Below are 25,793 nucleotides of genomic sequence, written 5' to 3' on the forward strand. Positions count from 1 at the left end.
CCATCTCGAAGCATCCGGACTCTCGATTCTATTCCTTATTTTTGCAGCCAATTAAATAGAGTCATGACACAGAATCCAAAAAGATATACGATTACAGCAGCATTGCCTTACACGAACGGCCCAATTCACATTGGCCATTTGGCGGGAGTTTACGTGCCTTCTGATATTTATTCCCGTTACCTGAGATTGCAAGGAAGAGACGTTTTGTTTGTTTGCGGAAGCGACGAGCACGGTGTTGCTATTTCGATGAAAGCCAAAAAAGAAGGTATCACTCCTCAAGAAGTAATCGATAAATACGATGGAATTATCCGTAAATCGTTTATTGACTTCGGAATTTCGTTTGACAACTATTCTCGAACTTCAGCTAAGATACATCATGATACGGCTTCGGAATTTTTTAGAACTTTATACGAAAAAGGAGATTTTATCGAGCAAGTTACTGAGCAATTATATGATGCCAAAGCAGATCAATTTTTGGCTGACCGCTTTGTAATTGGTACTTGTCCAAAATGTGGTAACGAAGAAGCCTACGGAGATCAATGTGAAAAATGTGGATCGACTCTAAACGCTACGGATTTAATCAACCCAAAATCGACTATTACTGGAGAAACTCCTATCATGAAATCTACGAAACACTGGTTTTTACCTTTGGATCGCTACGAAGATTTCTTGAAAGAGTGGATCTTAGTTGGACATAAAAACGACTGGAAACCCAATGTTTACGGACAAGTAAAATCGTGGATTGATGGCGGACTAGAGCCTCGTGCAGTAACGCGTGACTTAGATTGGGGAATTGATGTTCCCGTTGAAGGTGCTGAAGGAAAAAAATTATATGTGTGGTTTGATGCACCAATTGGGTACATTTCGGCTACTAAAGAATGGGCTTTGCGCGAAGGAAAAGAATGGGAACCGTACTGGAAAGATCAAGACACGAAGTTGGTTCATTTTATCGGGAAAGACAATATAGTTTTTCACTGTATCATTTTCCCAGCGATGTTAAAAGCCGAAGGAAGTTATATTTTGCCAGACAATGTGCCTGCAAATGAGTTCTTGAACTTGGAAGGAAATAAATTGTCTACGTCTAAAAACTGGGCGGTTTGGTTGCACGAATACTTGGAAGAATTTCCAGGTCAGCAAGATGTTTTGCGTTATGCATTGACATCAAACGCACCAGAAACTAAAGACAACGATTTTACTTGGAAAGATTTTCAGGCGAGAAACAACAATGAGTTGGTTGCTATTTATGGTAATTTCATTAATCGTGTGGTGGTTTTAACCAATAAATATTACAATGGCGTTGTTCCTTCACCGAATGAATTCTATGAGGTTGACGAAGCAACTTTAACAGAACTAAAAGCCTATCCAGCTGTGATTTCAAGCTCTGTTGAAAGATATAGATTTAGAGAGGCATTAGGAGAATTGATGAATGTAGCGCGTTTAGGAAATAAATATTTAGCTGACGAAGAGCCTTGGAAAGTAATCAAAGACAATCCAGAGCGCGTACAAACACAAATGTATGTGGCGCTTCAAATTGCAGCTGCTTTGAGTGCCCTTTGCGAACCGTTCTTGCCGTTTACAGCGACTAAATTATCAAGAATATTAAAAATCGAATCTCCGTTATCTTGGGCTACCATTTCAGAAACTTCTGATTTGATTGTTGCAGGTCACCAAATTGGAGAAGCAGAATTGCTTTTTGCCAAAATTGAAGACGAGGAAATTCAGAAACAAATAGACAAATTGGAAGCTACAAAAACAGCCAACATTGCCGAAAATAAAAAAGTAGAACCTCAAAAAGACGCGATTCAGTTTGACGATTTCTCAAAAATGGATTTGCGTGTAGGAACCATTCTAGAAGCAGAGAAAATGCCAAAAGCAAACAAGCTTTTGATTTTGAAAGTAGATACTGGAATTGATGTTCGTACGATAGTTTCGGGAATTGCAGAGAGTTTTAAACCCGAAGATATCATTGGAAAAAAAGTAACTGTTTTAGTAAATCTAGCTCCAAGAAACTTACGTGGTGTTGAAAGTCAAGGAATGATTTTGATGACCACCAATGCTGAAGGTAAATTAGTTTTTGTAAATCCAGATACTGAAGCGGCGAATGGAGAGACAATAAATTAAGTAGCAACCGCAAATTCGCAAATTTTCATTTCAATAATAGAGAAAACAATTTGCGAATTTGTGGTAAAAAAAAACATGCTAATTGCCAGAGTTAAATCGTGGCAATTTGTATTTACATACGACAGGGAAAATGACCAACGCAAAACCTAGATTAGCACTCGCTTTCGGAATACTTTGTATTTCTATTTTTCCAATATTAGTCAAACTCAGGCTAACCCCGGGATTGATTTCTGCGTTCTACAGAATGGCTATTGCCTTTTCCTTGCTTTTACCTTATGTACTGATTACAAAAAAGTTTACACTCCCAAAAACTAGCATTTTAATCCTGGCGATACTCTGCGGGGTATTATTCGCTTCAGATGTTGCGGTTTGGAATATTGCTATTCAAGAATCAAGTGCGACTCAAGCCTCTTTATTAACTAATTTATCTCCTCTTTGGGTTGGTATTATTTCATATGTTTTTCTAAAAACCAAACCGGCAACTAATTTTTGGATTGGAACGACGGTGGCATTATTTGGCATGGCGATGTTAGTGGGGTTCAAATTTTTTCTAGAATTGGATTTTGACAACGCTTTTATTCTCGCCGTATTATCAGGGATATTTTACTCTATTTATTTATTAGTGAGTAAAAAAGCACTTTCTCAAATGGATGTGCTATCGTTTATGACCATCAGTTTAATGGCGTCCACCGTATATTTAGCGATAGTATGCATCGTGATGAACGAACCTTTTTCTGGTTTTTCAGATGCGGGTTGGTTCGTTCTACTTATTCAGGCGGTAGTATGTCAATTAATGGCTTGGCTATCGATTAGTTATGCGACGCAAAGCATGCGCCCTACCCGCGTATCGTTAAGTTTATTAGGACAGGCGGTTATTACATCCATTTTGGCTTGGTTGTTTCTGGATGAAAAAATTACCTTAAATATGATTATTGGTGGTCTTATTTTACTTTTAGGTATCCGAATTACCTTTTACACCAAAACCCTTTCTATAAAAAATATAGTAAAAAAACACTAAGAAGGATTCCTTCTTACTACTAAAAAAATAAAATGAAAAATTTAAAAGTAATTGCATTTGATGCAGACGACACCTTATTCATCAACGAAACCTATTTTGCTGAAACAGAAGAGAAATTCTGTAGTTTAATGAGCGATTATCTATCCCACCAGGGAATTTCAAAAGAACTATTCAAGATCGAAATTGATAATTTAAAATTGTATGGTTACGGCATCAAAGGCTATATCCTTTCGATGATTGAAGCGGCAATGAAAATTTCGAATAATACTATTCCTATTGAAGTCATTGAACGAATTATTCAATACGGAAAGGAACTAACGGAGAAACCCATCGTGTTACTAGAAGGTGTAGAAGAAACGCTTGAAGCTTTGAACGGAAAATATAAGCTCGTTGTAGCCACCAAAGGAGATTTATTAGATCAACGTAGAAAATTGCACAATTCGGGATTAGGAAAGTATTTCCATCATATTGAAGTGATGTCTGACAAACAGGAGATTGATTATACCGACTTGATTAGACGATTGGAAATACAACCAGAAGAATTTTTCATGATTGGCAACTCACTTAAATCAGATGTTTTGCCGGTTCTGGCTATTGGAGGACATGCTGTACATATTCCATTTCATACGACTTGGGCGCACGAAAAAATTGACTACAAAATAGTGCATGAAAATTTCATGGCGTATGAAAAAATAACTGATGTACTAAAACAATTGCAATAGCATGCATTTTTCCTACTAAAAAACTGGTTTTTAATCCAATGTCTTTCAAATTACAAAATAGAATCACATCGAAAACCGTATATTATCTTAATAAATATGCAATAGAAGACCTATAATTTTTCATTTTTCCCTTTTTTTTATGTAATTTATTTTAATTTTTACATAATTTACTGTTCGAAAATTCTTATTAAACATAAAGTCTTACTTTTGCACTAATTCTAATAAATAGGAAAACAATGAAAAAAGTAATACTTACGTTGGTTTTTGCTTCGGCATTCGCAACATTATCAGCTCAAACAGAGCCTGTAAAAACGATTAATCCTGAATTTAATAAATGGTCAGTTGAAGTAGCTGGTGGTTTGAACAAACCTATGAGACCTATGAGTGCAGGTACAAGAACTGCAGTAGTAAGTCCTTATGTTGCTGATTTAGGAGTTAGATACATGTTTAACAACAAATTTGGTATTAAAGCAGACTTTGGATACAATAGCTTTACAGAAGGTGACGATTCAAAAAGTTTTAATTCAAAATACTACAGAGCAGATTTACAAGCTGTAGCTAACTTAGGAAGAATCATGAATTTCGAAACTTGGACTAATTCAATTGGTTTATTAGCTCATACTGGTTTTGGTTTATCATTTTTAGAAAGAGAAAATCCTACTTATGTAAAAGACAGAATGGGTAATTTCATGGCTGGTGTAACTGGGCAAATTAAATTATCTGACAGAATCGCTTTAACAGGAGATTTCACAACTATCCTTAATGCAAAACAAAATGTTGCCTTTGACGGAGGAAGTCCTATTGGTTCACCAGGATTTGGTGGAGTTCTTTTTAATGGTACTGTAGGTTTAACAGTTTACTTAGGTAAAAATGCTAAACATGCTGACTGGGTAACTCTTATCGATAAAGATGTATTAGCTTTAACAGAAAGAGTTGACAATCTTGAAACTATGTTAATAGATACTGATCAAGATGGTGTTGCAGATTATTTAGATCTAGAGAAAAACACAGTTTCTGGTGTGATGGTTGATTCTAAAGGTAGAGCTATTGATTTAAACAACAATAACGTTCCTGACGAATTAGAAAACTATTTATTAGCAAACTACGTTAACAAAAGTGATAAATCTACTGTAACTAATAACGAATTGATTAAAAGCTTAATCAACGGTGGTTATGTAGCTACTTACTTTGATTTTGACAAAACTAATCCAACAACAGTTTCTACTGAAGGTATTGATTTCATCTTAACTTACTTAAGAAACAATCCTACTGCATCTGTTGACATTATTGGTCATGCTGACGAATTAGGAAGAACTGCTTACAATGACAAATTGTCTAATGCAAGAGCTGCTAACGTTAAAAAGATTTTAATGAAAGCTAATATTGATGCTTCAAGATTGAATGTAATTGCTGCAGGTGAAGATACTTCAGTTGAAAAAGATTCAGAAGGTGCTAGAAAATTAGTTAGAAAAGTTACTTTCAGAATAAAATAATTTATTCTTAGATTATACAAAAGCCCTAAAAGGAATTCCTTTTAGGGCTTTTTTTATACCCCAATTTTTGACCTACCCTACTATTTTATTAAACACAAAAAATAGTCCCAACACTATTATCAGAATCCTTATTTACTTCAGCAGTCAATTGACAAATTAAAAGAATAGCTGTACTTTTGAAGAATAAATAAAGTAACGAAAGCCTTGAAAACACTATTAGATCTTGACAATTGGCCCCGTAAGGAGCATTTCCATTTTTTTAGACAATTTGAAGAACCATTCTTTGGCGCTACTGTACAAATCGACTGTACAAATGCCTATACAAAATCAAAAACGCTAGGAGCGTCCTTTTTCATATATTATCTACACAAAACATTAGTTGCAGTCAATACCAATGAGCCTTTTCGCTATCGAATTTCAGAGGACAAAATATACATTTGTGATCGCATTGACGGTTCAGCTACAATAGGACGTGACGATGGTACTTTTGGTTTCTCATTAATCCAATACAACCCCGACTTTGACCTCTTTAAAAAAAATGCTTTAACCGAAATTGAACGTATCCAAAGCACTACCGGCATTTTTACACGAACATTTGAAAATGATAATGTAATTCACTTTTCGGCAATACCATGGATAAACTTTACTTCCTTATCACATGCTAGAAGTTATACTTTTCCTGATAGCTGCCCCAAAATCTCTTTTGGTAAAATGACAGTTTCTGAAAATGGAAAAAGAACCATGCCGATGTCTATTCATGTACACCACGGATTAATGGACGGCTTACATTTAGGAAAATTTGTAGATTATTTTCAAGAAATCATGAATCAGTAGTAGTCGCTTTTTTGTAACTTTACAAGAAACACTTTATTATGCTATCTAAAAACATTGAAACAGCGCTTAACAAACAGGTCCATATCGAAGCCGAATCTTCACAAATCTATCTTTCTATGGCATCTTGGTCTGAGACTCATGGTTTAGAAGGAATTTCCAAATTCATGTATGCTCAATCGGATGAAGAACGCGTCCATATGCTTAAGGTAATGAAGTTTATAAACGAACGCGGAGGTCATGCTCAAGTAACCGAATTAAAAGCGCCAAAAACGAATTACGAAACATTTCAGGAAATGTTTGAAGAACTGTATAAACATGAAGTTTTTGTTTCCAATGCCATAAATGAACTGGTTCATATTGCCCTTACGGAAAAGGATTATGCTTCGCACAACTTTTTACAATGGTTCGTCGCAGAACAAATTGAAGAAGAAGCACAAGCAAAAAACATCTTAGATAAGATCCACCTGATAGGCGATGATAAAGGAGGTTTATACTTATTTGACAGAGACATTCAACAACCAAATGTAAAGGGATCCAAATAGCAAACACTATTTGGAATATATATAACAAGGCACCTTTATTTCGGTTATAATTTTTTACAAATTGAGTAAAAAGAAAAAAAATAAAGAATCCAAAAAGGATAAAAAAAAACTCCTTGAAAACGGCAAGAGTGTAAAAGGTCTTAAGTCCGAATGCTGTGAAAAATATAAAAAAGGAGAAGACAAAAGATGCAAACGATGTCCTAGATTTGATTTGCCTAAGGATTAACAAAGACTACAAATAGACTTTGTTTATTACAATATAAAAAAGTCCCGATTTGCAAGTCTATAAAACACTGCAAACCGGGACTTATTTTTACTTTATTTAAGGCTACTTTCCTAACAAAAGGACTTCTGTTACGACTACCTCAGTAACATAGCGCTTCTCCCCGTTTTTATCGTCATAGCTTCGGTGAGTTAACTTCCCTTCTATTGCGATTTCTTTACCCTTAGTGACAAATTTCTCAATAATATCTGCCGTTTTCCCCCAGGCAATTAGTCGATGCCATTGTGTTTCCTCTACTTTTTCTCCTTTGTCATTTTTGTAGCTCTCATTAGTGGCTAATGTAAAATTGGCTAATTTTTTCCCTCCATCAAAATTTTTGATTTCTGGGTCGCTTCCTAAATGTCCGATTAACTGTACTTTGTTTCTTAATGCATTCATGGCGTGTAAAATTTAAATGTTTTAATCTGAACTCGTTTCAGATTTTTTGTGGTTTATAGTATTGAAATCATTGTTGTTTGATTTCGACATTGCAAAGATTAGATGCTTTTAAAAATTTATTCGGTTAACGTTCAATTACTTTCGGTTGTAAATACTTGTAATCGTTTGTAAACGGATACTATTTTTACTATCTTAGCAGAAATTAAAACCTATTTATGCCTGCAACTATTAAATCAATTGAGTTACGTAACTTACAAATTGAAGATTATAAAGAATTAAAAAAATCGATGATTCAATCTTATCCAGAAATGGCAGAATCATTTTGGAAAGAAGATCAAATAGAACTTTTATTAAATAAATTTCCTGAAGGACAATTGGTAATTGTAGTAGATGGAATTGTAGTTGGTTCGGCACTATCCTTGCTGGTTACAGAAGATTTCGCTTTTAAAACACGTTCTTATAAAGCAATTACAGGAAACTTTTCATTTTCAACTCACAACCCTGAAGGAGAAGTGTTATACGGAATTGACGTTTTTATCAATCCTCAATACCGCGGACTTCGATTGGGTCGTCGTTTATATGATGTTAGAAAAGAATTATGCGAGCAATTAAATTTGAAATCCATCATATTTGCTGGAAGAATTCCCAATTATGGCAAATTTAAAGACGAAATTACTCCTAAAATTTACATCGAGAAAGTAAAGAAAAAGGAAATTTATGATCCTGTTTTATCTTTTCAGCTAAGCAATGATTTCCATGAACTTCGAGTGCTTAAAAATTATTTAGAGGGAGACACCGAATCGTTAGAATATGCCGTTTTATTAGAATGGAATAATATTTACTATGATGATAGCCCAAAATTAATTAACACTACAAAAAGCATCGTAAGACTTGGATTGATCCAATGGCAAATGCGTTCATTAGCTAATTTAGACGCCCTTTTTGACCAAGCCGAATTTTTTATTGACACCGTTTCTGGCTACGGTAGTGATTTTGCCCTTTTCCCAGAATTCTTCACTGCACCTTTGATGGCTGATTTCAATCATTTATCTGAAGCAGAAGCGATCAGAGAATTAGCCAAACATACCGAAGCCGTAAAGTTGAAATTTCAAGAATTCGCTATTTCCTACAATATCAATATCATCACAGGAAGCATGCCTTTTATTGAAAATGAACACGTATACAACGTAGGCTTCCTTTGCAAACGTGACGGTACGAATGAAATGTATCGTAAAATTCATATTACGCCAAACGAAGTTTTTCACTGGGGAATAACAGGTGGAGACACTATCCAGACTTTTGATACCGATTGCGGAAAAATAGGGATTATGATTTGTTATGATGTAGAGTTTCCAGAGCTTTCCCGTCTAATGGCAGATCAAGGTATGAATATCCTATTCGTTCCTTTCTTAACAGATACTCAAAATGGATATACACGTGTAAAACATTGCGCTCAAGCAAGAGCCATTGAAAACGAATGTTATGTGGCCATTGCCGGTTGTGTTGGGAATTTACCAAAAGTAAACAATATGGATATTCAGTATGCGCAAGCGGCTGTTTATACCCCTTCTGATTTCGCGTTTCCTAGTAACGGAATCAAAGCTGAAGCAACACCAAATACTGAAATGACTTTGATTGTAGATGTCGATATTAACTTGCTGAAAGAATTGCACGAACACGGAAGTGTAAATACAATGAAAGACAGAAGACACGATTTATATAGTTTGAAAAAATTAAAATCATGAAAAATTGTTTAGAATGCGGTGAGAAAATTGTAGGTCGTGAGGACAAAAAATTCTGTAGTGACGGTTGTCGTAACGCCTATAATAACAAAATCAACAAAGACAGTAATAATTACATGCGCAACATCAACAACAAGTTGCGCAAGAATTATCGTATTCTATCCGAACTTAACACCGAAGGAAAATCAAAAACAACCCGAGCTAAACTTTTTAGCAAGGGTTTTGATTTTGATTTTTTCACTAACATATTGAACACTAAAACTGGGAATACCTACTATTTCCTTTATGATCAAGGCTATATGCTACTCGACAATGATTACTATATGTTAGTCAAAAAAGATATTTAATACCACACCCCCAATTTCCGAAATATGAAAAGAAGCTTTTCCTCCCTTTTTGCAGTTATATTTATTCTAGTAATTCTGGCCATACTTTTTCTTACGATGATGCCGCAGTGGACCTCAGACAAGAAAGTACCGCTTTCTGAATTTTCAACGGAAAGGGCATTAGGAAAAGTAGAAGCAATTTCGAAACAACCTCATTATGTTGGTTCTCAAAACCATGATCAGGTTGCCGCTTATCTACAAAAAGAACTACAAAAGTTAGGGCTGACAACCTCAATCCAGGAAGGTTACACTTTGACAGAATGGGGGAATTTAGTGAAATCAAAAAATATTTTGGCTCGAATAAATGGGACTTCTAATAATTCCAAAGCGTTGCTACTGCTTTCTCATTACGACAGCGCCCCACATTCCTACTCACATGGCGCAAGCGATGCCGGCTCTGGAGTGGCAACAATCTTAGAAAGTGTTCGTGCATTTTTGTATACTAAAAAGCCACATAAAAATGATATTATCATCCTATTTTCGGATGCAGAAGAATTAGGGTTAAATGGAGCAGCACTTTTTGTAACACAACACAATTGGGCAAAAGAAGTGGGACTTGTACTTAATTTCGAAGCCCGAGGTACTTCTGGTCCAAGCTACATGTTAATGGAAACAAATGGTGGAAATGCGGGTATGGTAAAAGAATTTGCAGCTGCAGAAACGCCTTTTCCAGTATCAAATTCATTAATGTACAGTATTTATAAAATGCTGCCTAATGATACTGACTTAACCGTTTTTAGAGAACAAAAAAGTATTCAAGGGTATAACTTTGCGTTTATCGATGACCATTATAACTACCATACCGCCCAAGATGACATCAGTCATTTAAACAAAAATACCTTAGCACACCAAGGAACGTACTTAATGCCTTTGTTGAGTTATTTTTCGAATGCTAATTTGAACACCACGAAATCAACTGAAGATTATGTCTACTTTACCATTCCTTTTACATTTGTAAGCTATCCTTTTAGTTGGGTTTTACCAATGGTTATTATAGCATTTGTACTATTTCTATTTTTAGTTTTTATCGGAATTGGTAAAAAAATACTAACGATTCAAAGAGTTGCGAGAGGATTTATACCATTTTTAGGTTCCCTAATTTTAACCGGACTGATTACTTTTTTCGGTTGGAAAGGATTACTCAAACTATATCCGCAGTATAACGATCTATTAAATGGATTTACCTACAATGGACATGCCTACATTGCTGCTTTTGTATTACTAGCTTTAGCAATAACCCTATTTTTTTATCAGCTTCTTTCATCTAAAAAAGCAGCTATAAATCAGTATGTCGCTCCTTTATTTATTTGGTTAGTTATTAATGGATTATTGGCTATTTATTTAAAAGGTGCCGGATTTCTAATCATTCCTGTTTATTTCGGATTATTCCTATTTGGTTACTACATAATCACTCAAAAGAACAATAAAACACTTAATCTTATTTTAAGCATTCCTGCATTGCTCTTATTAGTTCCATTTATACAAATGTTCCCAATAGGCTTGGGCTTAAAAGTCTTGTTTGGAAGTGCTATTCTTACTGTTTTAACCTTTGGATTATTGCTGCCTACTTTTGGTCATTTTACTAAAAAAGGATTGTGGTCCTTTCTTTTTTTAATGCTCTCTATTGGCTTTTTTGCGAAAGCACATTACGAATCAGGTTATGAACTAGGAAAGGCAAAATCAAACAGTTTGTTGTACCTCTACAATGCCGATACCGATAAAGCTAGTTGGGCGACTTATGATGTGAATCTTGATTCTTGGACCAAAGAATATTTGGGTGAAAACCCAAAACCCGCTAAAGCTTTGAATCAAACCCCATTGTTCAGCAAATACAATTCTGGTTTCACTTATGCGGCCGACGCTCCAAAAAAAGAACTTCAAAAACCCACTGCCGCATTCTTAACAGATAGTATTGCCGGAAACAAAAGGTATTTGAAAATTAGAATTTCTCCCAACCGAGCTGTAAACCGTTATGATATTTTTGCCAATAATAAAATGGAATTCTATGATTTAAAAGCAAATGGAGCTACTCACATCAATCAAAATGGAACTCAATTTGCCCGAAAAGGAAAGAAACTATTAAGTTATTACGTAGTGGACAACGCGCCTTTAGAAATGGAATTCAACATCAATTCAGGATCTGTATTTGATATGGAATTGATGGAATCATCATTTGATTTAATGCGAAACCCATTGTTTGCAATTACAAAAAGAGCTTCTTGGATGATGCCAACTCCTTTTGTCCTAACAGATGCGGTGGTTATCGCACAAAGAATTAAACCAACACCAAAAGCAATTGAAACACCTATTGTTGCACTACCTTCTGTTCCCCTCAAAAAAGAAAGAATAATAATTGCGACTGATACTGCCAAAGTCAGATAATTTTATTGAAATTTGCAGCAGTCGATTTGTACTAACGCAAATTGCAATGCTATTTACATTTCTTTAAAATAGAATATCAAAATGAAAAACATCAGCGTTTTAGGTTGTGGATGGCTAGGATTCCCTTTGGCGGAAGCTTTATTAGAAAAAGGCTTTCGTGTAAATGGTACTACGACTTCCACAGATAAGATTTCTAAATTAGAAAAGGCCGGAATTCATCCCTTTTTAATTTCAATCGAAACCGATGGGATTACAGGTGCGATAGAAGATTTCTTGAAAGACAGCTCAATTCTGATCATTGATATTCCGCCCAAATTAAGAGGAACTAACAAAGAAAACTTTGTCAGTAAAATTGAGGCTTTAATCCCTTTTATCGAAAAATCAACAATTGAAAATGTGATTTTCATTAGTTCAACCTCCGTTTATGGCGATGCTAATGATCAAGTAACCGAAGAAACCCCATTAAACCCTGATTGTGAAGGCGGAAAACAATTAGCCATAGTGGAAGGTCTTTTACATCGCAACAGTTGTTTTAAAACTACCATACTTCGTTTTGGAGGTTTGATTGGAGAAGATAGAAATCCAATTAAATTTATTGCAGGTCGAGAGAACATGGATAACCCTGATGCCCCTATTAATTTAATCCATCAAGCAGACTGCATTGGTATTATCCTTAAAATAATTGAAAAGAATTCCTGGGGAGAAACTTATAATGCGGCTACTCCAGTGCACCCTTCGCGAGAAGTATATTATACCCAAAAAGCATTGGAACTAAATTTAGTTCCGCCTACGTTCAAACACGATGAGCCCTCGGTTGGAAAAACAATTTTAACTGATAAATTAGTAAACAAACTTGGTTATACTTTTACAATAATGAATCTATAAAGTGAGAACTAAAATAAAAGCTGCTTTTTCGACTAGAATAAATGCTGTCGGACTGCCAATAATAGCATTATGCTGCGTATGTTTTTTTTGGGGAACCACATGGATCGCTTCAAAAGAAGGAGTCAGGCATATGCCTCCATTACAACTTGCAGGAATTAGACAATTTATTGGAGGGGTACTTTACGTTTCCTTTTTCTTATACAAAAAAGAGGCTTGGCCAAAGGGAAAGCAGTGGAAAACAATTATCATTTTAAGCATTCTCAATTTTGCCTTAAGTAACGGACTAAGTACCTGGGGCGTAAAATTCATCAGTAGTGGGTTAGGCGCCATTTTAAATGCGGTCTTCCCGCTATGGATCGTTATTATTACTTTTTTCAGGGGTGAAAAATTAGCAAGGTTAGCAATTATGGGACTCATAATCAGTTTTAGCGGTGTTTGCGTTATTTTCTATGATCACATGAGTGATTTCCTTCAACCTGATTTTAGATTTGGGATTCTACTTTCCTTTATCGCAACGATTAGTTGGGCTTTTGGAAGTTTATATACTAAGAAAAAAGCCGCTACTTTTAATCCTTATTTTAGCCTTGGATTGCAAATGTTACTTTCAAGCTTCATCCTTTTTGCGGTTACAGGTGCAACTGGAACAGGAGTTAATATTATGTCCATTCCCGCAATTTCCTGGTGGTCCATTGCCTACTTGGTCATTATAGGTTCCGTATTAACGTTTATTGCTTATATCTATATGCTACAAAAACTGCCACCGGAGATCAGTAGTATTTACGCCTACATCAACCCAATTGTCGCGGTCCTATTAGGCTCAGTGATTTTTGGAGAATCATTAACAATGGTCATTGCAATTGGAGGCGCAATAACAATTTTTGGTTTGTATATGGTGAATCATTCTATTAGAAAAACCCGGAGATTGGCAGCAGCCAATAAAGTTTAAAAAATCAATTTTACGCTTTCGCGAAAGCTATAAAACAAAAAATCCCAAGCGCTAACTTGGGATTTCTTTTTATATAACTAATACTGTCTACCAGATTCTAACTCTTTTCTCTGGAGTAATATACATACCGTCATTTGGTTGAATATCAAATGCTTGATAAAAGGTATCTATATTTTGTAATGGTACATAAGAACGGTACATTCCTGGAGAATGCGGATCTGTTTTTACCTGATTTTTTATCGCTTCATCACGAGATTTAGTACGCCAAATCGTTGACCAAGAAATAAAGAAACGTTGCTCTGGTGTGTAGCCATCAATTAAGCCCGGGTTTCCATTTTCTTTTAAATACAATTGCAAACCATCATAAGCTGCATTTACACCTCCCAAATCACCAATATTTTCTCCTAAGGTAAATTTACCATCAACAAAAGTTCCAGGTAAAGGTTCCAAAGCACTGTATTGATTAGCAAGTGCTGTTGTCAGTGCCGAAAATTGTTTTGAATCCTCAGCTGTCCACCAGTCCACTAAATTCCCTTCGGCATTGTATCGTGATCCTGAATCGTCAAATCCATGAGAAATCTCATGTCCGATAACTCCTCCAATACCACCGTAATTTACCGCTTCATCAGCTTGGTAATTGTAAAATGGCGGCTGTAAAATTGCTGCTGGAAATACAATTTCATTGTATGAAGCATTGTAATAAGCATTCACCGTTTGAGGAGACATTCCCCATCTGGTTTTATCCACTGGTTTATTCAAGTCGGCTAGATCTTCCTCAAAACGCCATTTGGCCATGTTTTTAGTGTTTTCAAAATAAGTCCCCCCTTCTTCTGGGCTCTTTATTACTAAAGCAGAATAGTCTTTCCATTTGTCAGGATATCCAATTTTTATTTTAGACTTCCTTAATTTTTGAACCGCACTCACTTTAGTCTCCGGAGACATCCAAGCAAGATTATTGATTCGGTTTTCAAAAGCAACAAAGATATTTTTTATCATTTTCTCCGCTTTTGCCTTGGCTTCAGCCGGAAACTTTTTCTCTACATAAAGCTTTCCTAAAGCCTCCCCTATTCTACCATTGATCACTTGCAATGCACGCTCGTCACTTGGTCTTTGTTTTACCGCACCAGTTAATGCTTTTCCGTAAAACTCAAAGTTTGCATCCTCAATATCAGTTGACAATTGACTTGATGCTCTGTTTAACAATGACCAGCGCATATACGCTTTCCAATCATTCACTTTATTTTCTTTCAAAATGGACTCAAAAGCAGCCATGTATTTAGGTTGTGAAACGATTAAAGAATCGACGTTTTTCAAACCTATTTTTGTAAAGTAAGTATTCCAATTAATAGACGGAGTTAGTTTTTGTAACTCAGTAATTGTCATCGGGTTATACGACTTTCTTCTATCTCTTCTTTCTACACGGTCAAATCTAGGTTTCGACATTTCGATTTCAAGCGCTAGAATTTGCTCGGCATGTGCTTTAGCTTCGGCAGGCTTTTCACCAAGGAATCCAAGCATTTTAGCAACATGTAGTACGTATTTCTCTCTTTTTTCTTTTGAATCGGCATCTTCAGAAACATAATAATCACGATCTGGCAAACCTACTCCTCCAGGCCCCACACTGATTACATTTCTATTACTGTTTTTCGCATCAGCACCAATATTAGCGCCAAAGAAACCAATTCCTCCCAATGGCTCCATTTCGATTAATAAGGCTTCTAAATCCTTAGCGTTTTTAACGGCATCAATTTTTTTCAAATAGGGTTTCAAAGGTGTAATCCCTAATTTATTCCTACCTATAGTATCTAGTATCGTTTTATACAAATTGATAGCCTTACCTTGATCCGTATCTGATTTGTATTTTGGATTTGTTGCGGCTTCTTTTAATATTGCCAAAGCATCTGCATCTGTCCTTTGTCTTAGTTCATCAAAGCTTCCCCAACGTGTTCTGTCAGACGGAATTTCAGTATTGTCTAACCATGTTCCGTTTACATATCGAAAAAAGTTATTACTTGGTTTTACCGTCTTGTCCATATAATTGACATTAATACCTGGTTCTTTTGCAGTTGAAGCTGTTTGTGCCTGTGTAACTGTAAGCCCCAAAAGTGCAGGAATCACAAAAAGAAGTGACCTATTGCTGTTTTTTTTCATTTTTTTAGTTAATTAGTTAATTTCATAATCCTTATTCCTAACTATTTGAAATAGCCCCTAAATATATAAAAGTAATTTTCAATTGAAATAATTTTAACATCTGTTGAGGCTTACTTTTTTTAAAACTAAAAAATCCCAAGCTTTCACTTGGGATTTTTTGATTGTAGCAGTCTAAAAACTACCAGATTTTAACTCTTTTATCAGGTTCAATAAACATACCGTCTCCTTTTTTAATATCAAATGCTTGATAAAAAGCATCTACATTTTGTACCGGAACATAAGCACGGTACATTCCTGGAGAATGCGGGTCTGTTTTTACTTGGTTTTTAATCGCTTCATCACGTGATTTAGTTCTCCAAACTGTAGTCCAGGCGATAAAGAAACGTTGCTCTGGAGTAAATCCGTCGATAAGTCCTGGATTTTTATTGTCTTTTAGATACAATTGCAAACCATCATAAGCGGCATTTACTCCACCTAAATCACCAATGTTTTCACCTAAAGTAAATTTACCGTCAACATGAACTCCTGGCAAAGGCTCTAACGCGCTGTATTGATCAGCAAGCGCAGTACCTAAAGCTGTAAATTGCGTTAAATCATCCGCAGTCCACCAATCTACTAAATTACCATCAGCATTGTAACGAGCACCAGAGTCATCAAATCCATGAGAGATTTCGTGACCAATTACAGCTCCTATTCCTCCATAATTCACAGCCTCATCAGCTTGGTAATTATAGAAAGGTGGTTGTAAAATAGCTGCAGGAAACACAATCTCATTATACGATGGGTTATAATACGCATTTACCGTTTGTGGTGACATATACCATTCTGTTTTGTCAACAGCTTTATCCAACTTGTCGATATCTTTTTGGAAATTCCAACGGGAAAGACTCTTCATATTTTCAAAATAGCTTCCACCACCAGCAATACTTTTTATCTCTAATTTAGAATAATCTTTCCACTTGTCCGGATATCCTATTTTAATGCTAATCTTATTCAATTTTTCAATCGCTTTTACCTTAGTCTCTGCTGACATCCAAGTCAAATTACTAATACGATTTTGGTACGCCAAAATAATATTACGAATCATTTTCTCTGCTTTTTCTTTTGCTTCAGCAGGAAACATTTTCTCAACATATAATTTACCCAAAGCTTCCCCTACAGTTCCATTAACAGTTTGCAAAGCACGCTCTTCACGAGGTCTTTGTTTGATCGCCCCAGTCAAAGTTTTTCCGTAGAAATCAAAGTTAGCTTCTTCAATTTGTGTAGATAATAATGCTGTTGAACTACTTAATAAATTCCATTTCATATATTCTTTCCAAGCAACTACATTATTTTCTGTAAAAATAGTTTGCAAGGCTTTCATGTACTTGGGTTGTGAAACGATTACGCTGTCTAACTTTGTAAAACCAATTCCAGTAAAGTACTCTTTCCAATTTATCGCTGGAGTTACTTTTTGCAATTCTGCAATAGTCATTGGATTGTATTGCAACCTACCATCTCTGCGCTCCACTCGGTCCAAACGTGGATTAGACATCTCGATTTCTAAAGCGAGAATCTTAGCCGCATTTACTTTGGCTTGATCTGGAGTCTCTCCGATTAACTGTAGCATTCTAGCAATATGTTGCTCGTACTTCTCTCTTTTTTCTTTGGTGTCTTTTTCCTCTGAAGAATAATAATCTTTATCTGCCAACCCTAATCTAGCTACGCCAATACTTAACGAGTTTTTAGCACTATTCTTATCATCAGCTCCAACGCCAACTCCAAAAAAGCCTATTCCTCCAATAGGTTCCATTTCAATTAGCAACTTCTGTAAGTCCTGAATATTTTTTACTTTATCAATTTTGGCCAAATAAGGAGCCAAAGGTTTAATCCCTTGTTTGTCTCTTGCAATGGTATCCAAAATTGAATTGAAAAGGTTTATTGCTTTTCCTTGATCAGTATTTGATTTATAAATCGGGTTTTTTGAAGCATCTTTCAAAATTGTCAATGCATCTTTATCCGTTTTTTTAAGTAATTCATTAAAACTTCCCCAAGAAGTTCTATCGCTTGGAATTTCGGTTTTATCAAGCCAAGTTCCATTTACAAATCGGAAAAAGTTATCTGCCGGCTTTACTTTATTATCAAAGAAAGAAACATTTATTCCTGGTTCTTTAACTGAAGTAGTAGTTTGAGCTTGACCCTCAGCAAAACCAATTATTGCGGGAATCACTAAAAGAAGCCCTTTATTCAGTTTTATTTTCATTTTTTTAATTGAGTTAGTTGATATCACAAAGCTATTGATAAAAAATATAAAAGTGTAACTTATCATATTAAAATTACAACGGCATAAATTTGCGGTAAAAAGCTCCCTTTTTTGTATTTTTGCGAAAATTATTTTTTATGAAATCTATTTTTAAAAAATACCGCATATTTATTGGTGTTTTCCTCGTCTTCTCCATCATTACGCTATACTTGTTTTATGTTGCCCTCAAACCTACTAAAACACTTCCCATATACAATCCGGCTGACGTAAATCCGGAATTAGTAGACAGTACTGTACAGTATATCAGTAAATACCACACCATAGCTGACTTTTCATTTGTCAACCAAAATGGCAAAACCATCACTCAAAAAGATTATGAAGGCAAGATTTATGTAGCTGATTTTTTCTTTACGACTTGTGGTTCTATTTGTCCAAAAATGACTGCCAATTTATTTGAAGTCCAAAAAGCAATTATCAATAACCCAAAAGTGATGCTGCTTTCACATACCGTATTTCCGGAAGTAGACAGCGTAGCTGTTTTAAAAGCATATGCAATTAAATATGGTGTTGACGATAAAAAATGGAATTTGGTTACTGGCGATAAAAAAGAGATTTATACAATGGCTAGAAAATCGTATTTGGCTGTCAAATTAGGAAAACCAAGCGAGTTATACGATATGGTTCATACTGAAAACTTTGTATTGGTCGATGCTAAAAAAAGAGTTCGTGGTTTTTATGATGGAACCAAAAAAGAAGACATCGAAAAATTAATAACCGACATTAATTTTTTAAGCAACGAGTAGTCTACATAAACAAAACTGATTTTTACTCTTTCGACACTACCCATTTACTACTTTTCCGCGCTCTTATTTTATTCAACAGACGTTATAAAAGTGATAATTATCATTTGTTTTAGTATTATAATATGTATTTTTGCAATATTAATTCAATCTAAATAAGACTTGCAAACAACGATAAATTCACTAAAAAAAGGGGAAAAAGCCATTATCAAGGATTTTGATATTGACATCATTCCGCTAAAGCTACTCGAAATGGGCTGCTTGCCTGGAAATACGGTTGAATTGCTTCAAATCGCACCTTTTGGCGACCCTTTATATTTAAACATTAACGGTTCCCATTTAGCTATTCGAGTTGAGACAGCCAAAGAGATTGAAGTTGAACTAATCAAAATCAAGCTTTAATGATCAATCAGAATATTAACATTGCCTTAATAGGCAACCCAAATACAGGAAAAACTTCGGTTTTTAATCAACTTACCGGGCTTAATCAACAAGTGGGAAATTATCCGGGAATCACGGTTGAGAAAAAAATTGGTTTTTGTAAATTACCCAATAACGTTAAAGGTAACATCCTAGATTTACCTGGAACTTATAGTCTAAATGCCAGCTCCATTGATGAAAATGTTGTTATTGAATTATTGCTGAACAAAAACGATAAATTATATCCAGATGTAGCCATCGTAGTTACTGATGTGGAAAATCTGAAACGTAATTTACTGTTATTTACCCAAATAAAAGACTTAGAAATCCCAACCATTTTAGTCATTAACATGGCCGACAGAATGGAATACAAAGGGATTACTTTAAACATACCCTATTTAGAAGAGCACCTAAAAACAAAAATCGCGCTGATCAGCTCCCGAAAAGGTTTTGGTATTGATGAATTAAAAAATTTGATCGTTACCTACAAAACTATTACAACGGAACCTTGTCTTAACGCTTCCAGCATAGATCCAGACTACTTTAACAGCCTACGTAAAGCGTTTCCAAACCAATTATTATACAAACTGTGGTTAGTAATCACCCAAGACGTAAATTTCTTGAATTTAGAACGAAAAGAGATTCAAGGTACTTTTACTAAATCACATTCCGATTTAAAACGATTACAGCAAAAGGAAACCATTAAGCGCTATCAATTTATCAATGATGTCTTAAAGGAAGGTTTAAAAATCGACGCAACAATTGCTAAAGATTTCCGTAGTAAACTCGATCGAGTACTGACCCATAAAGTTTGGGGATACTTGATTTTCTTTGTCATTCTTTTTGTGATATTTCAGTCTATTTTCGAATGGTCTAAAGTTCCAATGGATTTTATCGACACAACGTTTGCTTCGTTAAGCGCAATAGCAAATAGCGAGCTACCAGCCGGTGTTTTAACTAACTTAGTGTCGCAAGGAATTATTCCCGGCATTGGAGGAATCTTAATTTTTATTCCCCAAATCGCCTTCTTGTTTCTATTTATTTCCATTTTAGAAGAAAGTGGTTATATGAGTAGAGTGGTGTTCTTGATGGATAAAATAATGCGAAATTTTGGTTTATCCGGGAAAAGCGTAGTTCCATTAATTTCTGGAACAGCCTGTGCTATTCCGGCTATTATGGCAACCAGAAATATTGAAAACTGGAAAGAACGATTAATTACAATTCTAGTAACTCCTTTTACGACTTGCTCTGCCAGACTACCTGTTTACGCTATTATCATAGCACTGGTAATTCCGGATACTTACGTATTGGGGATTTTCAACCTACAGGGACTGACACTAATGCTACTGTATCTTATCGGTTTTGGAATGGCTATTTTTTCGGCTTACATTCTAAATATAATCCTTAAAATAAAATGTAAAACATTCTTTGTGGTAGAAATGCCAAACTACAAGTTGCCTATGTTCAAAAACGTAGCGCTTAATGTTGTTGAAAAAACAAAAGCATTCGTTTTTGGTGCCGGAAAAATAATTCTAGCAATATCAATCATTTTGTGGTTTATGGCTTCTTATGGCCCTGGGAAGAACTTCAAAAATGCCGAAGAAATTCAACTTTCAAAAACGGAAAATGCTGGCCTATCGCAAGATGAACTTAGTAATAAAGTAGCAGCATACAAACTAGAAAATTCTTATATCGGCATCATGGGAAAAAGCATTGAACCTGCTATTTCTCCTTTAGGATACGATTGGAAAATTGGAATTGCAATCATTAGTTCCTTTGCGGCACGAGAAGTTTTCGTAGGCACATTGGCCACGATTTACAGTGTGGGAAGTACCGGAAATGATGACACTATCAAAAATAAAATGGCTGCAGAAGTCAACCCAGTAACAGGGAAGAAAATATTCAATTTTGCTTCAGGAATATCACTATTGTTATTCTATGCTTTCGCCTTGCAATGTGCCAGTACGATTGCTATAACAAGAAAAGAAACCAATTCCTGGAAATGGCCTTTGGGGCAACTTATTTTCATGAGTGCGTTTGCTTACATTGTAGCCTTAATTGCTTATCAAATTTTAAAATAAACCGATATGTTTCAAGAAATTTTTGCTTTCGTAGCACTCGGAGTTGCCGTTATTTTTTTACTTAAAAAATTCTTCTTTAAAAAGAAAAAAACTGATAAAAGTTGCGGTAAAGACGACTGTGGATGCCACTAAATTATTTAAAAACTTAAAAATACTGGAGTTTATAGAAGATAATTTCTCATACAACTACTGATTTCAATATCTCTAAACCCAGAAAGTCAAGGTGATTAAAGATTTATTCGATTAAATTTTTATCAAAACTTTAGTGTTATAATTTAGACCAACTAATTTTAATTAACTAAATTTACGTAGTAAACCATACATAATACGCACTCGTTATCAGTATTTTACAATTATCTAGCTGTTAAATAAATCGTTTTAAACGAATGCTTTATTCAGAAAAGTATTTAGCTAATAACTTCAATGTGTTTTGGCTTTCCACCTACAAAAGCCAATGAAAGCGTAGCATCAATATATATTGACAGTTGAACTATTATTTACGTTCTATTCAATACAAAATATAAGGCCTAAACTTTACCCAAATCCATTAGTCCCAATAGTATTATAACCAGTCATTGTTGGCTAATAAAAAAATCGCATTAAGCAATTTAAAAAACTACCAATATGGAAAACAAGAAAACTATCCATCTGATTTCTTAATCACTCTTCCTTTCCCTCATTACATAAAAGGGGGGCTTATTTAGTTATATGGGTACTTCTTTCAATCAGTATGTTGCACTTGATTTCAATTCGAACAAGAACCAATATAAACTTATTATGAAAAAGTTCACCTTGCTATTATTGCTAATGAATATCACATTTCTTTTTGCTCAAAAAGAAATCTCTGGCTACGTTTTTGATAACGCTGGCTCACCCTTGTCAGGCGTTAACGTCACGCAAAAAGGAACAAGCAACAATGTTTCTACAGACATTAATGGAGCATACCAGATTACTGTTGATGAGGGTGCTATTTTAGTTTTTAGCTATATCAGGTTTGCTAAACAAGAATTTGATACTACAGAGTCTACTTTAAATGTTTTTCTAACAGAAGAAGGCGGGCTGGGACTTAATGAAGTCGTGGTTACCGGAACCAGAACTGCACCCAGAAGCAATACAACAGCGGCATTACCTATTGATGTAGTATCCGCAAAAGAATTAACGGCAACCGGACAAACAACCTTTGATAAAGCATTGCAATACCGAATCCCATCTTTTAATACGGTTCAAACTCCCGTTAATGACGCTACTTCTTTACTTGACCCCTACGAAATCAGAAATATGGGACCCAGCAGAACCTTAATTCTAATCAATGGAAAACGGAAAAATTTGAGTTCTTTGCTGTATGTTCAAACCTCGCCTGGAAGAGGTGAAACCGGTGCTGATTTATCAGCAATTCCTATAGACGCAATTGAGAGAGTAGAAATTTTACGAGATGGCGCATCAGCACAATATGGCTCTGATGCTATAGCTGGTGTAATAAACATTATTCTTAAAAAAAGAACTAATGATGGTGGAATAACATTTCGAACAGGAATTACCTCAGAAGGAGATGGTGAAATGATCGGCGTAAGTTTAAACAATGGATCCACGATTGGCGATAAAGGTTTTGTCAATTACACCATCGATTTTTCGAAGGTAAACTTAGCCAGTAGACCCGGTAAAGTCGACCTTGAAGGAGAGTTTGCCGACAACGGAGGCTCCATACAAGGCCTTAATACTTTAAACGATATCAACTCTTTTCTTACAAAATATCCAGATGCCAAAAACATAAACGGCGCACCAGAAACAGCAGCTGCAAAATTCTTAGTAAACGGTGGAATTAATTTATCTGATGAAACAAAGCTGTATTATAATGCTGCTTATGTGTACAAAAAAGTAAATTCCTTTGCTAATTACAGAACACCCTACTGGAGTTACGGTAACGGAATAACTTCAAATAACCTGCCCTACTTATTCGATTTCTTTGGCGGTGGCACAGCAACCTCATATCAAGGGTATCATCCTACGTTTACGGGAGATTTGAACGATTACAATGCCACTCTAGGTTTTCAATCGGTGACAAATGGATGGAACACTGATGCCAGTGTAACCGTTGGAGGCAACTCCCAAAACTATACCGTTAACAACTCCCATAATAGATCAACACTTCAGGATGTAAATGGAATCAATCTATATCAAGAGAATAGTCCTGTGTTTTTTAAACCCGGAGGCGCTTCATTCAGCCATATTGTAGGGAACTTAGACATCACTAAAGTGCTATCTGATAAAACAAGCATTGGTTTTGGTTCAGAAATAAGAAATGAAACATTTGAAATTTTCGAAGGTGGAAAAGCCTCTTGGGATGGATTTGGCGCCGATTCATTTTCAGGTAACAGACCAGAAGATTCAGGCAAGTGGAACCGCTATAATTTGGGACTGTACTTTGATATGGCTTATGATTTCTCTACAAATTTCTTAGTGAACGGTACTATTCGCTATGAAGACTACAGTGATTTTGGGGCAGCCACAGTATGGAAATTAAGTTCACGATATAAGTTTTTAGGGGACAAAATTAACGTACGAGGATCCGTTTCCACAGGATTTAGAGCACCAACCTTACACCAAATCTACACCCAAAAATCACAATTTTCATTCGATCCCGGTCAAGGAATCCAAATTAGCGGCATCGTTAATAACATTTCTGTACAAGCACGTGTCTTAGGCATTCCAAAATTAGATGCAGAAAAATCAACCAATATCACACTAGGTATAGGTGCAAAACCTTACGAAAAATTCAATTTAACACTAGATTATTATAACATCAAAGTGGAAGACCGCATAATCTTAGGTGACAAAGTAGACACGTCATTTGGTTCTGTTTCTTGGTTTGAAAATTCCTTCGATTCCAGAACATCAGGTTTGGATATCGTCATGAACTACGGTGCCATAGGTTTAGGACCTGGAGAAATACAATTCAATTTATCGGGGAACATCACATTGGAAAACAAAAGAATTTCTCCAGTTATAAGCGATAATTTTGGAGCGACATTTAACGCTCTAATGTTTACGTCGAGACCAGACACCAAATGGCTTTTTGGTGCAAATTATAAAATAAAGAAATTTGATTTATGCCTTAACAATACCTATTTTGGAAAAACGACATTCAAACAAGCCGGTTTAGATTCAAATTTAAGAACGGAGTTTACACCAAAAATCGTCACTGATTTAGGAATTAATTTTTTCGCAACAACTAAGTTAACGATCGCACTTAATGTAAATAATTTACTAAATGTCCTGCCAGAATGGAAATTTAAGCCCGAAAACGCAACCGGCACTGAAATTCTGAACAACCCCGATCTGATAAAATCACAGTATAATTTGATTACGTTCAATGGCCGTTATTCCCAAATGACCTATGAGGGCTATCACTTTAGTCAACTGGGAACCTTATTTAATTTATCTCTCAACTATAAATTTTAATACAGTAATTCAACAATTATCAATCTAGTTTTAAAAGTAAAAAAACGAATTAAATGTTTCATAAAATACTAATTTACAGATTATTAAATGATTAAATTTACTTAACCCAGCAATTTAGCTAAACTATAAAAACAAGATTTTATCATTTTGTTTACTTACTGATATACTCAGCAAATTTACCATTTACTAGCATATCCATAATAAATGAATAACAGCAACGAAGCCACTCACGAAATACCTACTATCATGGCTAACCATTTTAAGAATAAAACATATGGCACTTAAAAGCAAATTGTTATTATTTGGAATAATGCTCACACTATTGGGCACAAATCCTTTAGCTGCGCAGCAGATGAATGGAGGGAGGGACTATGACCTGAAAGCTGATTTTCTTATCCGTTTTTCCGATTACGTTTACTGGAAAAATCGCTCTAAAAACCAACCCTTTAAGATCGCTATTCTTGAAGAAAGTCCAATAAATGCTTCCTTACTTTCTGACCAAAACAATAAAAAAATTGAAGTTAAGCAATATAAAAATTTGAAAGAAGTTGGTTTTTGTAATATTTTATTTGTTCCGTATGATTGCTCCATTCCTATTGAAACAATAATTTCAAATTTTTCTGGCAAACCCGTACTTATAGTAACAGAGCGCAATGGCTATGGAAAAAAAGGAGCGCATATGAACTTTGTAATGGTTGAAAATAAATTAAAATTTGAAGTAAACCTCAAGGCAATAAACAAGGTTGGAATTGGAATAAGTTCCTTTTTATTACAACATGCAATTATTGTGGAATAAAAAAATATAAGAAAACTAAACACACTTGAACGTAGCTATTATTTTATTAAGTATTGATAAACAAAAACTAAATGATGAATTTACGTAATATATCCATTAAAAATAAGCTCGT

Annotated in this window: 20 protein-coding genes; 17 read left to right on the forward strand and 3 right to left on the reverse strand. The window is 35.1% G+C overall.

The features are described 5' to 3' along the window. The first annotated feature begins 63 nt into the window (after nucleotides 1-63). From metG to BLV35_RS19245, 7 genes are all read left to right on the forward strand, one after another. A complete protein-coding gene (gene metG, locus BLV35_RS04315) occupies nucleotides 64-2,121 on the forward strand; it encodes a methionine--tRNA ligase (RefSeq protein ID WP_091085262.1) in 2,058 nt (685 codons plus the stop codon). 130 nt (nucleotides 2,122-2,251) lie between these two features. After that, a complete protein-coding gene (locus BLV35_RS04320; protein WP_091085265.1) occupies nucleotides 2,252-3,139 on the forward strand; it encodes a DMT family transporter in 888 nt (295 codons plus the stop codon). 32 nt (nucleotides 3,140-3,171) lie between these two features. Continuing rightward, a complete protein-coding gene (locus BLV35_RS04325) occupies nucleotides 3,172-3,861 on the forward strand; it encodes an HAD family hydrolase (RefSeq protein ID WP_091085268.1) in 690 nt (229 codons plus the stop codon). 236 nt (nucleotides 3,862-4,097) lie between these two features. Further along, nucleotides 4,098-5,354, forward strand: a complete 1,257-nt coding sequence (locus BLV35_RS04330) for an OmpA family protein (protein WP_091085271.1) — start codon at nucleotides 4,098-4,100, stop codon at nucleotides 5,352-5,354. Between the two features lie 204 nt (nucleotides 5,355-5,558). Further along, nucleotides 5,559-6,188, forward strand: coding sequence for a chloramphenicol acetyltransferase (locus BLV35_RS04335; protein ID WP_091085274.1), 630 nt, complete (start codon nucleotides 5,559-5,561; stop codon nucleotides 6,186-6,188). A gap of 38 nt (nucleotides 6,189-6,226) precedes the next feature. Continuing rightward, the gene (locus BLV35_RS04340; protein ID WP_091085277.1) at nucleotides 6,227-6,730 is read left to right on the forward strand and encodes a ferritin; all 504 of its coding nucleotides are present in this window, start codon (nucleotides 6,227-6,229) and stop codon (nucleotides 6,728-6,730) included. A gap of 61 nt (nucleotides 6,731-6,791) precedes the next feature. Beyond that, nucleotides 6,792-6,956 (forward strand): hypothetical protein, encoded by a 165-nt coding sequence (locus BLV35_RS19245; protein ID WP_176980571.1) that lies wholly within the window; start codon nucleotides 6,792-6,794, stop codon nucleotides 6,954-6,956. A gap of 102 nt (nucleotides 6,957-7,058) precedes the next feature. Here BLV35_RS19245 and BLV35_RS04345 read toward each other — a convergent pair whose 3' ends face one another. After that, the gene (locus BLV35_RS04345) at nucleotides 7,059-7,391 is read right to left on the reverse strand and encodes a single-stranded DNA-binding protein (RefSeq protein WP_091085281.1); all 333 of its coding nucleotides are present in this window, start codon (nucleotides 7,389-7,391) and stop codon (nucleotides 7,059-7,061) included. A 215-nt stretch (nucleotides 7,392-7,606) separates the two neighbouring features. On the opposite strand from BLV35_RS04345, the gene BLV35_RS04350 reads away from it, so the two are divergent. From BLV35_RS04350 to BLV35_RS04370, 5 genes are all read left to right on the forward strand, one after another. Beyond that, nucleotides 7,607-9,136 carry a carbon-nitrogen hydrolase family protein gene (locus BLV35_RS04350; RefSeq protein ID WP_091085284.1) on the forward strand — a complete coding sequence of 510 codons (1,530 nt, stop codon included), beginning with the start codon at nucleotides 7,607-7,609 and terminating at the stop codon, nucleotides 9,134-9,136. Then, a complete protein-coding gene (locus BLV35_RS04355) occupies nucleotides 9,133-9,480 on the forward strand; it encodes a hypothetical protein (protein WP_091085287.1) in 348 nt (115 codons plus the stop codon). The genes BLV35_RS04350 and BLV35_RS04355 overlap by 4 nt, the downstream gene beginning before the upstream one ends. 96 nt (nucleotides 9,481-9,576) lie before the next feature. Next, the gene (locus tag BLV35_RS04360) at nucleotides 9,577-11,901 is read left to right on the forward strand and encodes a M28 family peptidase (protein ID WP_091085289.1); all 2,325 of its coding nucleotides are present in this window, start codon (nucleotides 9,577-9,579) and stop codon (nucleotides 11,899-11,901) included. An 81-nt stretch (nucleotides 11,902-11,982) separates the two neighbouring features. Further along, on the forward strand, nucleotides 11,983-12,786 hold the full coding sequence (locus BLV35_RS04365) for an NAD(P)-binding domain-containing protein (protein WP_091085292.1): 804 nt from the start codon (nucleotides 11,983-11,985) through the stop codon (nucleotides 12,784-12,786). A gap of 1 nt (nucleotide 12,787) precedes the next feature. Further along, complete coding sequence (locus BLV35_RS04370) at nucleotides 12,788-13,732, forward strand: DMT family transporter (protein WP_245712009.1); 945 nt, start codon at nucleotides 12,788-12,790, stop codon at nucleotides 13,730-13,732. A gap of 87 nt (nucleotides 13,733-13,819) precedes the next feature. Here BLV35_RS04370 and BLV35_RS04375 read toward each other — a convergent pair whose 3' ends face one another. Beyond that, a complete protein-coding gene (locus BLV35_RS04375) occupies nucleotides 13,820-15,883 on the reverse strand; it encodes a M13 family metallopeptidase (protein WP_091085295.1) in 2,064 nt (687 codons plus the stop codon). A gap of 178 nt (nucleotides 15,884-16,061) precedes the next feature. Next, nucleotides 16,062-18,125: a M13 family metallopeptidase gene (locus BLV35_RS04380; protein WP_091085299.1), complete on the reverse strand. Its 2,064-nt coding sequence runs from the start codon at nucleotides 18,123-18,125 to the stop codon at nucleotides 16,062-16,064. A 137-nt stretch (nucleotides 18,126-18,262) separates the two neighbouring features. Here BLV35_RS04380 and BLV35_RS04385 point away from each other — a divergent pair, with 137 nt between their 5' ends. The 5 genes from BLV35_RS04385 (at nucleotide 18,263) to BLV35_RS04410 (ending at nucleotide 25,681) form a co-directional block, all read left to right on the forward strand. After that, nucleotides 18,263-18,928, forward strand: coding sequence for an SCO family protein (locus tag BLV35_RS04385; protein ID WP_091085304.1), 666 nt, complete (start codon nucleotides 18,263-18,265; stop codon nucleotides 18,926-18,928). Between the two features lie 159 nt (nucleotides 18,929-19,087). Further along, entirely contained in the window at nucleotides 19,088-19,327 is a 240-nt protein-coding gene (locus BLV35_RS04390) for a FeoA family protein (RefSeq protein ID WP_091085308.1), read from the forward strand. Next, a complete protein-coding gene (gene feoB / locus BLV35_RS04395; protein WP_091085311.1) occupies nucleotides 19,327-21,426 on the forward strand; it encodes a ferrous iron transport protein B in 2,100 nt (699 codons plus the stop codon). Before BLV35_RS04390 ends, feoB begins: the two co-directional genes overlap by 1 nt. 777 nt (nucleotides 21,427-22,203) lie before the next feature. Further along, entirely contained in the window at nucleotides 22,204-24,885 is a 2,682-nt protein-coding gene (locus BLV35_RS04405) for a TonB-dependent receptor (protein WP_091085797.1), read from the forward strand. A 292-nt stretch (nucleotides 24,886-25,177) separates the two neighbouring features. Next, nucleotides 25,178-25,681 carry a YfiR family protein gene (locus BLV35_RS04410; protein ID WP_176980573.1) on the forward strand — a complete coding sequence of 168 codons (504 nt, stop codon included), beginning with the start codon at nucleotides 25,178-25,180 and terminating at the stop codon, nucleotides 25,679-25,681. The last annotated feature ends 112 nt before the right edge of the window (nucleotides 25,682-25,793 follow it).

The sequence above is a fragment of the Flavobacterium gillisiae genome, from assembly GCF_900107635.1.
Lineage (GTDB): Bacteria > Bacteroidota > Bacteroidia > Flavobacteriales > Flavobacteriaceae > Flavobacterium > Flavobacterium gillisiae.

Excerpts from the sequence above, each read along its gene's own strand:
- BLV35_RS04350 (WP_091085284.1), top strand. The coding sequence starts at position 7,607 with ATGCCTGCAACTATTAAATCAATTGAGTTACGTAACTTACAAATTGAA.
- BLV35_RS04360 (WP_091085289.1), top strand. The coding sequence starts at position 9,577 with ATGATGCCGCAGTGGACCTCAGACAAGAAAGTACCGCTTTCTGAATTT.
- metG (WP_091085262.1), top strand. The coding sequence starts at position 64 with ATGACACAGAATCCAAAAAGATATACGATTACAGCAGCATTGCCTTAC.
- BLV35_RS04380 (WP_091085299.1), bottom strand. The coding sequence starts at position 18,125 with ATGAAAATAAAACTGAATAAAGGGCTTCTTTTAGTGATTCCCGCAATA.
- feoB (WP_091085311.1), top strand. The coding sequence starts at position 19,327 with ATGATCAATCAGAATATTAACATTGCCTTAATAGGCAACCCAAATACA.
- BLV35_RS04345 (WP_091085281.1), bottom strand. The coding sequence starts at position 7,391 with ATGAATGCATTAAGAAACAAAGTACAGTTAATCGGACATTTAGGAAGC.
- BLV35_RS04325 (WP_091085268.1), top strand. The coding sequence starts at position 3,172 with ATGAAAAATTTAAAAGTAATTGCATTTGATGCAGACGACACCTTATTC.
- BLV35_RS04365 (WP_091085292.1), top strand. The coding sequence starts at position 11,983 with ATGAAAAACATCAGCGTTTTAGGTTGTGGATGGCTAGGATTCCCTTTG.
- BLV35_RS04385 (WP_091085304.1), top strand. The coding sequence starts at position 18,263 with ATGAAATCTATTTTTAAAAAATACCGCATATTTATTGGTGTTTTCCTC.
- BLV35_RS04405 (WP_091085797.1), top strand. The coding sequence starts at position 22,204 with ATGAAAAAGTTCACCTTGCTATTATTGCTAATGAATATCACATTTCTT.
- BLV35_RS04375 (WP_091085295.1), bottom strand. The coding sequence starts at position 15,883 with ATGAAAAAAAACAGCAATAGGTCACTTCTTTTTGTGATTCCTGCACTT.
- BLV35_RS04340 (WP_091085277.1), top strand. The coding sequence starts at position 6,227 with ATGCTATCTAAAAACATTGAAACAGCGCTTAACAAACAGGTCCATATC.
- BLV35_RS04330 (WP_091085271.1), top strand. The coding sequence starts at position 4,098 with ATGAAAAAAGTAATACTTACGTTGGTTTTTGCTTCGGCATTCGCAACA.
- BLV35_RS04320 (WP_091085265.1), top strand. The coding sequence starts at position 2,252 with ATGACCAACGCAAAACCTAGATTAGCACTCGCTTTCGGAATACTTTGT.
- BLV35_RS04355 (WP_091085287.1), top strand. The coding sequence starts at position 9,133 with ATGAAAAATTGTTTAGAATGCGGTGAGAAAATTGTAGGTCGTGAGGAC.